General features: G+C 37.9%; 14 protein-coding genes and 4 pseudogenes. 11 read left to right on the forward strand and 7 right to left on the reverse strand.

Annotation, left to right across the window (positions count from 1 at the left end; translation table 11 throughout):
• Positions 1-87 precede the first annotated feature (87 nt).
• From zwf to ACZ9AO_RS10045, 5 genes and pseudogenes are all read left to right on the forward strand, one after another.
• Positions 88-1542: a glucose-6-phosphate dehydrogenase gene (gene zwf, locus ACZ9AO_RS10025; protein WP_476108976.1), complete on the forward strand. Its 1455-nt coding sequence runs from the start codon at positions 88-90 to the stop codon at positions 1540-1542.
• A gap of 85 nt (positions 1543-1627) precedes the next feature.
• Entirely contained in the window at positions 1628-2521 is an 894-nt protein-coding gene (gnd, locus tag ACZ9AO_RS10030) for a phosphogluconate dehydrogenase (NAD(+)-dependent, decarboxylating) (protein WP_476108977.1), read from the forward strand.
• A 350-nt stretch (positions 2522-2871) separates the two neighbouring features.
• Entirely contained in the window at positions 2872-3363 is a 492-nt protein-coding gene (locus ACZ9AO_RS10035; protein WP_476108978.1) for a hypothetical protein, read from the forward strand.
• 239 nt (positions 3364-3602) lie between these two features.
• A complete protein-coding gene (locus ACZ9AO_RS10040; protein ID WP_289318559.1) occupies positions 3603-4940 on the forward strand; it encodes a glucose-6-phosphate isomerase in 1338 nt (445 codons plus the stop codon).
• Positions 4941-5097: 157 nt separating this feature from the next.
• Positions 5098-5265 (forward strand): annotated as a pseudogene (locus tag ACZ9AO_RS10045) (recombinase family protein); the annotation flags it as partial.
• On the opposite strand, the gene ACZ9AO_RS10050 reads toward ACZ9AO_RS10045, so the two are convergent.
• From ACZ9AO_RS10050 to ACZ9AO_RS10070, 5 genes are all read right to left on the reverse strand, one after another.
• On the reverse strand, positions 5210-5437 hold the full coding sequence (locus ACZ9AO_RS10050) for a DeoR family transcriptional regulator (protein ID WP_285856484.1): 228 nt from the start codon (positions 5435-5437) through the stop codon (positions 5210-5212). The pseudogene ACZ9AO_RS10045 and the gene ACZ9AO_RS10050 sit on opposite strands and share 56 nt — an antisense overlap.
• 104 nt (positions 5438-5541) lie before the next feature.
• On the reverse strand, positions 5542-6249 hold the full coding sequence (locus ACZ9AO_RS10055) for an IS6 family transposase (RefSeq protein ID WP_476108979.1): 708 nt from the start codon (positions 6247-6249) through the stop codon (positions 5542-5544).
• Between the two features lie 375 nt (positions 6250-6624).
• On the reverse strand, positions 6625-7065 hold the full coding sequence (locus tag ACZ9AO_RS10060) for an OsmC family protein (RefSeq protein WP_476108980.1): 441 nt from the start codon (positions 7063-7065) through the stop codon (positions 6625-6627).
• Between the two features lie 720 nt (positions 7066-7785).
• Complete coding sequence (locus tag ACZ9AO_RS10065) at positions 7786-8340, reverse strand: hypothetical protein (protein ID WP_251540075.1); 555 nt, start codon at positions 8338-8340, stop codon at positions 7786-7788.
• Positions 8306-8479, reverse strand: coding sequence for a transposase (locus tag ACZ9AO_RS10070; RefSeq protein ID WP_476108981.1), 174 nt, complete (start codon positions 8477-8479; stop codon positions 8306-8308). The genes ACZ9AO_RS10065 and ACZ9AO_RS10070 overlap by 35 nt, the downstream gene beginning before the upstream one ends.
• A 99-nt stretch (positions 8480-8578) precedes the next feature.
• Between ACZ9AO_RS10070 and ACZ9AO_RS10075 the strand changes: the two genes are divergently transcribed.
• Both ACZ9AO_RS10075 and ACZ9AO_RS10080 read left to right on the forward strand, forming a co-directional pair.
• Positions 8579-9607, forward strand: coding sequence for a zinc-binding alcohol dehydrogenase family protein (locus tag ACZ9AO_RS10075; RefSeq protein ID WP_289318555.1), 1029 nt, complete (start codon positions 8579-8581; stop codon positions 9605-9607).
• 388 nt (positions 9608-9995) lie between these two features.
• A pseudogene (locus ACZ9AO_RS10080) lies at positions 9996-10924 on the forward strand (IS3 family transposase); the annotation flags it as partial.
• A 324-nt stretch (positions 10925-11248) separates the two neighbouring features.
• On the opposite strand, the pseudogene ACZ9AO_RS10085 reads toward ACZ9AO_RS10080, so the two are convergent.
• Positions 11249-11536 (reverse strand): annotated as a pseudogene (locus tag ACZ9AO_RS10085) (Tn3 family transposase); the annotation flags it as partial.
• 1 nt (position 11537) lies between these two features.
• Here ACZ9AO_RS10085 and ACZ9AO_RS10090 point away from each other — a divergent pair.
• The 4 genes and pseudogenes from ACZ9AO_RS10090 to ACZ9AO_RS10105 form a co-directional block, all read left to right on the forward strand.
• Positions 11538-11717, forward strand: a pseudogene (locus tag ACZ9AO_RS10090) (Tn3 family transposase); the annotation flags it as partial.
• A gap of 308 nt (positions 11718-12025) precedes the next feature.
• Positions 12026-12442: an IS3 family transposase gene (locus tag ACZ9AO_RS10095; RefSeq protein WP_476108982.1), complete on the forward strand. Its 417-nt coding sequence runs from the start codon at positions 12026-12028 to the stop codon at positions 12440-12442.
• Between the two features lie 14 nt (positions 12443-12456).
• Positions 12457-12678, forward strand: coding sequence for a DDE-type integrase/transposase/recombinase (locus ACZ9AO_RS10100; protein ID WP_476108983.1), 222 nt, complete (start codon positions 12457-12459; stop codon positions 12676-12678).
• Position 12679: 1 nt separating this feature from the next.
• The gene (locus tag ACZ9AO_RS10105; protein WP_476108984.1) at positions 12680-12901 is read left to right on the forward strand and encodes an IS3 family transposase; all 222 of its coding nucleotides are present in this window, start codon (positions 12680-12682) and stop codon (positions 12899-12901) included.
• A gap of 168 nt (positions 12902-13069) precedes the next feature.
• On the opposite strand, the gene ACZ9AO_RS10110 is transcribed toward ACZ9AO_RS10105, so the two are convergent.
• Positions 13070-13786, reverse strand: a complete 717-nt coding sequence (locus ACZ9AO_RS10110) for a 3-ketoacyl-ACP reductase (RefSeq protein ID WP_476108985.1) — start codon at positions 13784-13786, stop codon at positions 13070-13072.
• Positions 13787-13789: the final 3 nt, after the last annotated feature.

Here is a 13789-nt window from a genome sequence, read left to right on the forward strand (position 1 = left end):
CGCAATAGCGAAAATCCTTGTTGTTTTTGTAGGGAAAAACGAAGAAAATCAGACATTTTTCTATTTGAAAATGTGGAGGAATGAAAAGTGGATTCTATGACGTTTGTCTTATTTGGGGCAACTGGGGATTTAGCTAAGCGAAAAATCTACCCTGCCTTGTTTAATTTATATTTGAATCAAAAATTACCAGATTCTTTTTTGATCATTGGTGTAGGAATAGACGAAATGTCTGATGTTGATTTTCAAAACCATGTAACAGACTCGCTATACACTTTTTCTAGACACTTGATAAATGATAAATCCGAAAAACAAGAGTTTGTAAGAGCATTTCGTTATTGCCAGTTAGATTTCATGAATACTGAAGGGTATAAGAATTTAGTTGAATTCGTTCAACAAAATGAAAAAGACCAGATTATTGAAGAGAATAGAATGTTTTATCTTTCTGTTGCTCCTGAATTCTTTGATGTAATTGCTTTAAACATAAAGAAGAGTGGCTTAGGTTCGACAAAGGGATGGAAACGATTGATTATCGAAAAACCATTTGGGTATGACTTAAAATCTGCTGAAGATTTAAATGAAAAATTAAGCAAAGCTTTTGAAGAAGATGAAATTTTCCGGATTGACCATTATCTCGGAAAACCAATGGTTCAAAACCTTGAAGCCTTGGAATTTGCCAATCCTGTTCTGCAATCACTTTGGAACAATCGGTTTATTGCCAATGTGCAAATTACGGCTAGTGAAACAGTTGGTGTAGAAGAGAGGGCTGGTTATTATGACCAAGCAGGCGCTATTCGTGATATGGTTCAAAATCATATGCTACAGCTGTTGATGATGACAGCCATGCATCTCCCAAATCAGATTAGTGCAAAAGATATCCGTAATGAGAAAAGAAAAGTTATGGAATCTCTGCGACCATTACAGAAAAATACTGTAGGTATCCACGTCGTTCGTGGCCAATATGGATCAGGTGAAATAAACAGTACACCAGTAGTCAGATACTTAGAAGAACCTGGCGTTGATGCTTCTTCTAAAAACGATACATTCATTGCTGCTCGTCTTTGGATTGATAATTCCTTCTGGGACGGGGTCCCATTCTATATCCGGACAGGAAAAAGAATGACGGAAAAATTAACGCGGATTGTGATTGAATTCAAAAACCCATTAAAGAATTTGTATACCAATGAAATCCAAAATGCTGAACCCAATCTATTAGTTATTAATGTAAGTCCTAATGAAGGTGTTTCGTTGCAGTTAAATAGTAAAAATCCGATTAATGGAAAGTTAGAACCTATTGTTGTTGATTTTTCAGCGAGTAAAAAAGACGTGCCCGAAGCATATGAACTCTTAATATTTGATGCTCTGCGTGGAGATTCTACCTTCTTTGCTCATTGGAACGAAGTGAAATTATCTTGGAAATGGGTACAGCCTATTTTAGAGACATTTGAGGAAAATATTGTTCCACTTCATTCATATCAATCTGGCTCGATGGGACCTGAAGCTGCTCATCAATTATTGGAAGAGGATGGTTATAGATGGTGGTAAAAGAAAGATTATGATTATACTTTGAATCCATTCTGCTATAGATGAAAAACTCAAAAAATATAGAAATACTCAAGGAGGATTAATGATGAAGGTAGGATTAATTGGATTAGGAAAAATGGGGCTAAATTTAGGAAAGAACCTAATTGACCATAAACATGATGTAGTAGCATTTGATCTAAATACAAATGCTGTTGAAGATATAATGAAATACGGGGCTGAAGGTACATCTAGCTTACAAGATCTTGTTCAATCAATAGAAAAGCCACGAGTTTTTTGGATTATGGTTCCACACTCCGTTGTTGATTCCGTTATTAGTGAGATAACACCATTTCTGAGTGAGGGAGATATCGTGGTTGAAGCTGGTAATTCTCACTATAAGGAATCCATTCGTCGATACAACCAGCTAAAGGAAGTGGGAGTGAGCTTTATGGATGCCGGCACATCCGGGGGTATGGAAGGTGCTCGGGATGGAGCTTGTTATATGATTGGGGGAGATCCTGAAGCATGGAGCATTGTCGAGCCCATTTTTCGAGATACAGCTGTAGAAAATGGGTATTTATATGCTGGAAAAGCAGGTAGTGGTCACTTCTTAAAAATGATTCACAATGGAATTGAATACGGAATGATGGCTGCGATTGGAGAAGGATTTGAAGTATTAGAAAAAAGTGAATTCGATTTTGATTATGAAAAAGTAGCAAAAGTTTGGAATAATGGTTCGGTTATTCGTTCTTGGCTCATGGAATTGACAGAACACGCGTTTTCTAAAGATGCAAAATTAGATGAAATTAAAGGCATTATGCATTCATCTGGTGAAGGGAAATGGACAGTTGAAACAGCATTAGATCTTCAAGCTGCTACCCCTGTTATCGCTATGTCTTTATTAATGCGTTATCGTTCCTTAGACAATGATACCTTTACGGGTAAAGTGGTAGCTGCTTTGCGAAACGAATTTGGTGGACATGCTGTGGAAAAATCATAAAGCCATCTGCTGTATATGTCTTTCGTTTAAAATGAGCCGGAAATTCATTGGATTTTTAGTTTGGTATATCCCCAAAATTGGTATATTTACTTAAGTCGTTGATAGTGCTAACTATGTTAATTGAAGCGGAAGGAGCGAGACTCCTCGAAGATGCATTCACATTTTCTCGTGCGGTGCTTATTCACGGATGATGATTCAACGTCCTGCGGGAAAAACAGGACAAGGGAGACCCCGCAGCCGCACAGCGCCGAGGAGGCTCCCGGCTCGCCCGCGGAAAGCGAGCACCTGGAGCCAACAGACAAGTTTAACAGAGCCAAAAAAATAAAACAATAATATTGAGGTGTGACATCATGAACATATTTGATGCAAAAATCATTAACACACAATATGGTTTAGAAACCTATTTAGACATGGTGAAGAATATCGAAGTAAAAGAACTCCATTCTCCATCAGATAATGAGCCCTTTTATGAAATAGTATTAGGGATAGAGTATTTTCTTCTAAGGGACGGAAAATATTATGATAGTGAAAGGAATTATTTTCGGATTCAAATGAGCGAAGAATTTAATTCAATTACGTTAAAAGAGACAGATACCGAAAGTTTATTTGCTGTCAAAACCGAACACGAGAGAGACTCAACTAAGCTACTGGTTGGAGAATGGCTTATAAAAACCAATGCTTTCAAGCAAGTAATAAGTGAACTGATCCAACAAAAGAAAATGGAGAATGTTCAAAATGAGGGAGACACTCGAAAAGTATTAGGAACGATAAGATTCTTGGAAATATTACTTGAAATCAAAACAGAAGACATACTAAGTGCCAATGTAGTGAGGGACCATTGAGTTTTCTTAATACTAACTATCTTTTAATGTACGCTATTGATAATTACACGGTCCCACTAAGGATTTTTCAAAATTGAAAAGGGGAGTTTAAATGTGTTTTTAAAAACTTCCCTTATATACTGTAGAAAAGGAGAATGCACTAACATGAAACGTTTTACTATGCCGAGAGACCTTTTTTAGGGAAAAGGATCTCCGATTGAAGCAGCTAAGCTAAATTTGATTGAAAGGGGAAGTAATGTATGACTATTTCGTTTGATTACTCCAATGCATTAGCATTTATGAAAAAGAGTGAAGTAGATAATCTAAGTGAATTTGTAAAAGTGGCTCATAAAATGCTACATGAAAAAACAGGCCCCGGCTCTGATTATCTTGGTTGGGTCCATTTGCCACTAAACTATGATAAGAGTGAATTTGAAAGAATTAAACAAGCTGCTGAAAGAATCAAGAAACATTCAGACGCAATGGTTGTAATTGGTATTGGTGGTTCGTATTTGGGTGCAAGATCAGCTATAGAAGCTTTGTCCCATAGCTTTCATAACCAAATGAACGATAAGACAAAAGTGTATTTTGCCGGTCACAATATCAGTTCTACTTATATATCTCATTTATTTGAACTATTAGAGGGGAAAGATATCTCTGTTAACGTCATTTCCAAATCAGGAACAACGACAGAGCCAGCCCTTGCTTTCCGAATTTTTCGTGACTATATGGAGAAAAAATACGGAAAAGAAGAGGCGAGAAAACGTATTTTTGCCACTACAGATCAGGAAAAAGGAGTATTAAAAAAGCTCGCGGACAAAGAAGGATATGAAACGTTTGTTATTCCGGATGATGTAGGTGGAAGGTATTCTATGCTAACAGCAGTTGGTCTCTTACCAATTGCCGTAGCAGGACTTGATATTGATCATATGATGGAAGGGGCAGCAGCAGCAGCCCGTAAATACAACAATTCTGATTTATTGACAAATGAGAGCTATCAGTATGCTGCGGTCCGAAATGTACTCTACAATAAGGGAAAAGCAATTGAAGTGCTTGTTAACTATGAGCCCTCCCTTCACTACGTATCGGAATGGTGGAAGCAGCTGTTTGGGGAAAGTGAAGGAAAAGATCAAAAGGGGCTATTCCCTGCTTCCGTTGATTTTTCAACGGATTTGCATTCCATGGGGCAATATGTACAAGAAGGTCGACGAAACCTTTTAGAAACGGTTTTACAGATTAAGAAACCTCGAATTGAAGTGACTATTCAGGAGGATCCAGAAAATATTGATGGATTAAACTTCCTGGCAGGTAAGACGATGGATGAAGTCAACAAAAGTGCATTTCAGGGTACCCTTATGGCCCATATAGATGGAGAAGTACCTAATCTCGTGATTGAACTGGATGAAATGAATGAATACACTTACGGTGAGATGGTTTACTTTTTTGAGAAGGCATGTGGGATTAGTGGCCATCTATTAGGAGTTAACCCATTTGACCAGCCTGGAGTCGAAGCATACAAGAAGAATATGTTTGCTTTACTTGACAAACCTGGTTTTGAAGCAGAAAAAGCTACTCTCATGGAGCGTTTATCAAAATAATGATTGGTTTTGTAACAATATTTATGAGAAATACTGATGCTTGATTTTACTAATTTTATAGGTTGCCAAAAATAATTACCAAAAGTTTTACCAAATACTTTGCAAAAATGATGACTCTTGTACAATTAGATTATTAAATTGTGCAGGAGGCTTCTTTATGATAATCGGTTATGCTCGAGTTTCGACAGTTGACCAAAATTTAGACCGACAAATTATATTACTTTCCGAGTGAGGCTGTGAAAAAATGGTTCAAGAGAAATTTACTGGGACTATAAAGGATAGAGATGGACTTTACTCATTGCTAGATGTAATAAGTCGTCTGGATGCTTGTTCCCCCTTTTAATCTCATGACTATGTATACTTATAAAAATTTGTGGTAAATCTTTTCGTATTGTTTCTCGCGTTACGTTTAACTCTCTGCTTAGTTCCAAAATTTTGACTGTTTTAAATTCATGTAGTTGTTTCATGATTTCACTTTGTCTATCTTGTGGAAGCATTTCTCCACCTCCAAATTTTAACCTTACTTTTCACTCGTGAAATTTGGTTCTGGTGCAAAAATAATGAAATAGAACATAATAGTAATATCCTGTTAACTTTGGGATTAAGCAGCTACTCCGAACAACATATGAATGAATTCATCCTCATTTTGGGCAGAATTTGCCCGTTGATGAGGTTGATCTTTTTTAACCATATGTATAGCTTCGATACCACTCAAAATATAGGTGGCTGTTCGAAACGATTTCAATCTCAACATGGAACGAACCCGTTTTTTTATAAAACGATGATCTTGTTCCACAATGTTGTTCAGATACCGTATTTGTCGTACTCGTATGCCTTCTGGCATACTTTTTTCTTCTTTTAACTCTTGAATCGCTACAGGATAAACTGGGTTCTTATCAACCGTAATCACACGTGGAGTTGTAGAACGGCAAGTAGCCAAGGCTTTCTTAAAAAAGCGCTTGGCTGCTTGTTTATCTCTTAATTCACTTAGATAAAAATCAATCGTATTCCCTTCTGAATCAACTGCACGATACAAATACATCCATTTTCCTTTTACTTTTATGTATGTTTCATCTACTCTCCACGAGTCATTGGTCTGCTTGAGATGCCGACGAATTCTCTTATCTAAATTAGGGCCATATTGATGTACCCAACGCATAATCGTTGTATGAGCCATTGATAGGCCACGTTCCTCCATCATTTCTACAAGATTACGAAAACTAAGGTTGTATCGTAGGTACCATCTGACAGTGAGAAGAATAATTTCTGGTTGATATTGTTTCCATTTAAATAAATTTTCCTTAGACATACAGATCACACACCTTTTTTAGAGTAATAGTATCAAAGATAAAGGTATTCGATCCATCCAAAGAAAAAACGCAGGAATTTTTTAGCCCACGGAAGCAACTTAAAAAGAAGTGCTAAAGAGGAAATAGAAACTATTAAATGAGAAAGAGAAGCGGAAAAAGCAAAAAAAAAAAAGGCTTCTTTGCTCGACTTTTCGGAAAGTAAACAAAGAAGCAACGCTCTTTTTATATGGCAATAAAAAATAAAATAGGAGTATGACCAATTCTTGACTGTTTGTCATGCCTAAATTTCACAATAATTACCTCATCAGATAAAACCAAACCCGTTGGCTAGTCACCGGGCTTTTTTGGATCTGTATTCTAATGAGGTTATGTAATTAAGCTTTTGACCATTTCGATTTAAGTTCAACCCCAGCAGCCTTCAAGGTTGTATAAAGCGGACAGCGGGAATCGGTAATTCTCTGTAATTCAGCTATCCTTTCTTCAGTTTCACTTGTTTGTACTTTGGTATCAATAGTAACCTTTTCGAAATAAGGCTTAACGTTTGGATCCCCCATAATTCCCCTTCGATCGACAACGCCACGAATATCAAATTCAATTCCTTGAAGGTCAAACTTTAGTTCCTTAGCCACTACATTTGCAACGACATTTTCACAGCCAGACAAAGCGCATAGGAAAGTAGTTAATGGGTCGGGACCTGTATCCTCCCCTCCCATTACAGGTGGCTCATCAATAGTGATTGTATGTTGGTCAGATTTTGCAATAGTTTGCATTCCCTTAGATTTTCCAGTTACATGAAAGTTTAATTTATTTTCCAAAAAAATAAATCCTTCCTTTACGCTCATTTTGGAACAGACTTATTCTGTCCCAAATAGAATATAGATATTCACGTATAGGAAAAAAAGATGACCCCAATAAGAGAGTCCTGTAAAAAGTCACGATTTCTCAAAGGCAGTATTAAAAAGAGCACCCAATGAATGTTTTTATATTTATTAGGTGCTCTTTTTTCTTATTTTACTTTCAAAGCCTCCTCCAGGTTACTGGGAGGCCTTTTTCACCTTGACCGTGAATGCAGTCAGGTAAGTTTGTATTCGCATGCCAAATAAACTTTGCCCTGGTTAAACCATGAACCCTTTTCATTTCAGCATTCTTATGTTCAATTAGCAAGCGCACCTTTTTCCGTTCCTGTAGTCACCCGATTCAAGGAATTTCATCTGCCTTTTATGTTCTTCGGATTTAATTGAAATTGAATAGGTTTTGCTTTTCCCCGTTCTTGCCTTTCTGGTGGTCCACTGTCCGGCTGGACATTGAACCTGGTCTTTTTCCTTATCGTACCTAAAAGAGGCCTCTTCACGTTACCATAAACAGATAGATTCAATGGGATATAGGCTTTTATCTTTTCCTTCTGAAGATACGTTTGGTTATCTTTTCCTGAATAGGCTGTATCTGCGAATACATTTTCAATTTCAAGGGAATGTTTCTGGCTTGCTTCTACCAGGGATTTGAACTATTTCCCATCATCTGCTATTTCCAGGCGTTCAGTTACACCCCGTAATCATTTCTTCTTCAGTCAAAGCGAGATGGCTTTTATATCCCGTGAAATTTTTGGTGGTGGATTTCCAGGCAAAGCGGGCATCGGGATCCATGGCAGACTGAATTCCCTTTTTCGCTAATAGGCATTCGTCTTCCACAATTTGTTTGGCAATTGTCATCTTTTCGTTTATGGCGCCTTTGGCGTAAGGAATTTTTTCTTCGACCATTTCGACGAGTTCAGCCAGATAATGAAGCATTTCTTTGGCAAGTGTTTCATCGGAAGCTTCTTCGAGCTTGGGTAAATTAGGCAATTCCTGATATACCTTTTTATTTTTCTTTTTAACAGCTCGTATTAACCTGTTCGCTGCTCCGTCAATACTTTGATTCGCTTTTGCTTGGATGCATTCATAAGAATGGGTGGAATCTAGGATGATAGACTTTGATTTAATCAGCCCTTTATCAATACATTGATTTATTATGGCGTCTACAACCTTTACTACATTATCGGCTCCAAGCCGGTGATTTCTAAACCGGCTTAATTGGGAAGGGTCGGAGGACATCCTCCGGATTTAATCTAAGAAACCATTTATAAGCAAGATTAACCCGGGCGTTCTCTATCACTGTATCATCAGACAGTCTATAAAGCGCCTGAAGAAAGAGCAGGATAAAAAGTAGTTCATGAAATAGAACAAAAAACACATTTATTTTGTATGAAAGATGGTAGTATTAGAATGGCAAACCCTATTATAAATCATTACTTGCATAGGGTATACTGTTTAGGAAAGGATGTGGTTTATCATGGATACAATGAAGGCGGTAGGACTTACCCGGTACCTTCCAATTGGAAATCCAAAAAGCCTGGTAGATGTAGTTATAGAGAAACCAAGAGCGACGGGTCGTGACATTTTGGTTAAAGTAGTCGCCATATCGGTCAATCCGGTTGACACCAAGGTGCGGGCGCCTAAAGACAAAGTTGAAGAAGTCTCTAAAATTTTAGGTTGGGATGTAGCAGGAATTGTTGAAGAGGCGGGACCGGATTGCTCGTTGTTCCGTCCAGGTGATGAAGTTTTTTATGCTGGTAGTATTGCACGACAAGGCGGAAACAGTGAATATCATCTGGTTGACGAACGAATCGTTGGACGCAAGCCCGCTTCCTTGAATTTCGCGGAAGCCGCAGCCCTTCCTCTAACCTCTATCACAGCTTGGGAAGCGTTATTTACCCGAATGTTAATTTCCCAAGATCCGCGTGCCAATGAAGGAAAGTCCCTGCTGATCATTGGGGCAGCCGGGGGTGTAGGGTCCATTGCCACTCAGCTTGCAAAACAAGCGGGGCTTACTGTAATCGGGACTGCTTCCCGGCCGGAAACTGTCAATTGGGTTAGATCAATGGGCGCCGACTATACCATCGATCACCATGACCCGCTACTTCCGCAGCTTCAAGCAATTGGGTTTCCAAACGTACCGTACATTTTCTGCCTGAATGCTTTGGAGAAACACTGGGCCGGCATCAGCGAAGCCGTTTCTCCCCAAGGGGTTGTATGCGCAATTGATGATCCGACCTCTCCGCTTGACCTCAAACTGCTCAAGCAAAAAAGCGTCACCTTCGTGTGGGAGTTTATGTTTACGCGCTCACTTTATGAAACGGATGATATGATTGAGCAGCACCTGTTGCTTAATCGGATTGCTGATGCAGTGGACCATCAAAAATTGAAGACAACGCTCGCCGAAGTGCTTGAACCCATTTCAGCAGAGAATCTTCGTAAAGCCCACAAGTTATTGGAGAGCAATAGGACGATTGGCAAAGTTGTTCTAGAGGGTTTTGTTTAAAAACCTGTTCGTGGAAAGTACAAAATAATAGAATTCCGTTGCCCGATAAATCGGTGATACGATTATAAGCAATGGGAAATAAATAAAAGGCCGACTGCTGTGAACTACACCCCAATTCTTAGACTTAACTAACAATTGGAGGTGCAGTTCACAGCTAAGTGGAAAGCACCGGCAAGAATTTTATCAAAAGTATTTTTAGTTACAAAAGTAACGCCAAGCAGCGTTGCTTTTGTAACTCTTGCACCCGTTCGTAATATAAGGTTAGCCAAATTTTAAACTGTACCCTATAGAGTAGACACTTTAAAAAAGGTCTGCTCTATAGGGTATTTTTATTTATAATGAATAAAAATGGCAGAATCGGGGAAAAATCAAATGTCTAAAAAACACTAAGAAGGCTGGAGAGAAACGAGTAAAAGTCTCTGCAGAACAGAGGTTTCTTTTAATACGTTCAGTGATTGAAAAGTACGAACTTAAAAATATGGTTTTTTTCTTATGCTCGATTTCAGGAGTTTCGCGCTCTGGTTATTATAATTACTTTTCTTCAGAATCTCAGGAAAGAAGAAAAAAGACTTGATACTAAAAGTGAATATTTTAAAAGCTTTTCAATTTAAACGCCGTAAAAAAGGTGCACGACAGATTAAGATGACGTTAGAAAGACAGTTTCAAATTACATATAACTTGAAGCGAATCCGAAGGATTATGAGAAAATACAAGATTGTTTGTCCAATTAGAAGAACCAACCCTTACCAGAAGATGTTGAAAGCCACTCAAGAACACACCGTTCTGCCGAACTTATTAAACCGAGAGTTTAAACAAGCAATTCCAGGAAAAGTATTACTTACTGATATTACATATTTATATTATGACAATGGACAGAAGGCTTATTTATCAACGATTAAAGATAGTTCAACGAATGAAATACTAGCCTATAATGTGTCTAGCCGACTGACATTAGATTTAGCTACAGATACGTTAGTAAAGTTAATGAAGAATAAACGAGTAAAGTTTGCCGAAGGGGCCTTTATTCACTCTGATCAAGGAGTACACTATACTAGTCCCACATTTCAGAAACACGTAAAAAAACTAGGACTTGGACAATCCATGTCAAGAAGAGGGAACTGTTGGGATAACGCTCCTCTAGAGTCCTTCTTTGGTCATTTCAAAGATGAAGCCTATATTAAACCTTGTAATACTCTAGAAGAACTTAAAAAGGAAATAAGAAGTTATATGACGTATTATAATAGGTTTAGATACCAATGGAATTTAAAGAAGATGACCCCTGTAGAATACAGAAATCATCTTCTTTGTGTGGCCTAACCTTTTTTTAACGTCCTTTACAAAGGGTACAGTTTATTTTTCTGGTTGACCTTTTTTCATATGGTCTTAATATAACGGTAGTCGGGGTAGAACGTCGCACCCGTGGGATTTAATCCCGTCAGCTAAACTGTTTACCCCCTACTTGTATAACCATGTTTCAGGCTGGTTGGGACAACGATCCCGTTTAACAAGCGAACCTATGACATTACAAAAAGCCCTAGGGGATACAGACTAATATTGTATTTCTAGGAGGAGATAAAGTATGAATTCAGTCATTGGTCTGGATGTATCAAAAGGAGAAAGTCAGGTACAGGATTTTTATGCTGAAACAGTTCCTTCTCTTATAGAATGAGCTAATCGTAAAACATCCTCATAATTTTCTTTAATAATTTTTATATTGATTTGACCGCGTAAAAAGGACTCTAATTTTGGATACTCGTTTGCCTTTTCTAATGTAAAAAGTTTTGAATCTGACAAATCTCGTATTCTTGGGGCGAATTTAAAGCCTAATAGGTGCGTTAATCCAAAAATTTGATCTGTATAGCCTGCTGTGTCAGTGAATTGCTCTTCTATATTTAAGTCGGTCTCATGATGCAATAAACCATCTAGAAGGGGTGACGGTACAACTTCTTCGTCAGATGGAATGAGAATGCAGGTTGGAGTTTCATCTTTGCACGCAGACGCAAATCCTCATTACGGAACAGGAAAAGGAACTACAATTTATCGATTTACCAGTGACCAGTTCTCATCGTATTACACAAAAATTATTCATACCAATTCAAGAGATGCTATTCAAAATTCACTAATACGGCTTGCGCCTCATTCATGGCATCTTCATGCATATTGAGATACATATCCCTCACATAACAATTGGTCCTGATGGTCAATGGCTAAATATAGTTGAATATTGAATCATTTCTTAATGAACTACCATGAAAATAGATTTCTGGAATTTAGGGGAAAAGGCAATACTTAAGAAGACGCGAAGGGGCTTGGTAAGGGCAGACCAAGAACAGCTCCGAAGGATCCAGAAGAAAAAATCAGACGTTTAGAGGCGGAGAACGAAATGCTAAAAAAGCTCTTAAAGATGTAAAAGGGGGAATGAAGGCAGTAACGACAAGGAAAAAGTATGAGGTAATTAGGGAAATGTCCAAGGAACACTATCCTATTCAGTTATTATGCGAAATTGCACATGTATCAAGAAGCGGATACTACAAATGGTTAAAACGTAAAATATCCCCTTCTGAAAAGCACCTGGATGATGTAGAGATTAAGAAAAAAATTATAGGATGCTACAATAAACTCAAAGGAATCTATGGGTATCGAAGAGGAAAAGGTATGGCTGGATTAAACCTGAACCACAAGCGTGTCCAGCGTCTTATGCGGGAGCTAGGGTTAAAGTCCCTTTTCCGAAAAGGAAACCTTATTACGGGAAGAAAGAAGCATATGTCTATGTCATTTCTAAAAACCTTCTTAATAGGGATTTTCATGCATCCAGATCTAATGAGAAATGGGTAACTGACATTACATATTTGATTTTTAATAGACAGAGACTTTTCCTATCCGCCATAAAAGACCTCTATAACAATGAAATCATTTCTTACCAAGTCAGACGGAGAAACGACTTAATACTTGTAATTGTAACAATAAAAAAAGCAAAGAAAAAACGGAATGTTAAAGGAACTCTTCAGCATTGCGACCAGGGGTACCAATACACTTCCCACCAATACAATAACCTATTTAAAAAAATATAAAATGCAATCCAGTATGTCAAGAAAGGGAAACTGCTTGGATAACGCTTGTATGGAGAATTTCTTCAGCCACTTTAAATCGGAGTGTTTCTATATGAACTCTTTCGGTACCTCTGAAGAGGTTCGAGGTGCTGTAAGTATGTATATTCGATTCTATAACCATCATCGCTTACAGAAAAAATTAAACAACCTGAGTCCATATCAATATAGAACACAGGTTGCTTAAATGGTCTTTTTTATTTCTGTCTATTTGACTGGGGTCTCTCCACAATACAGAGATCATCTTCTTTAGGCTGCCTAATCCCTTTTTTAGAAATGTCCTTTATAAAGGGTACACTTTACAACTAGCCTACTTCTTAACCAATATAGACAAGAAGAGACGATCGCTTCTCAATTAAGGATTAGTTGACCATAATCCTGAAGTCTTTACTAGGACTCTTGGATGAAGCTTTAACCCGGCTACAAGCAGCTCTGCTAAATCCTCTGATTGCATAACATTTTCAGGATTTCCACTAATAAGATTGTTTTCAATGGCCAAATCAGTTGCAACTGTACTTGGTGTTAAAGCCGTTACACGGATATTATGCTTTCTTACCTCTAGCATGAGTGATTCCGTTAGTCCTAAAACAGCAAATTTAGAAGCGCTGTAAGCACTTGTAACAGGTGCTCCTTTTTGGCCCGCAGTTGAGGATATATTCACAATATCTCCTGATTTTCTTTCAATCATATCAGGTAAAACGGCTCTTGTTACATTATATACACCCATCAAGTTTACTCGGATGATGTTTTCCCATTCTTCAGGAGTTAAATCAAGAAAACCGCCAAATTTAGCTATACCTGCATTGTTGATTAAAATATCAATAGAACCTAGGTCTGATTTGATGTGTTCAACAGCTTGATGAACTGCTTCAAGATCGGCTACCTCTGCTGTTGCTGCTGAAACGTTCACATCATATTGCTCTAGTTCCGTGGTTACCTTTTCAAGATTTGACATCGTTAATCCAATCAATCCTAAATGAACTCCTTCTTTTGCTAAAGCAATCGCAGTAGCACGCCCGATTCCTCTGCCTGCCCCAGTAATTAAAGCAGTTTTTCCTTTTAATGAAATCATGAT

The sequence above is a fragment of the Peribacillus sp. TE19612 genome (assembly GCF_056279465.1).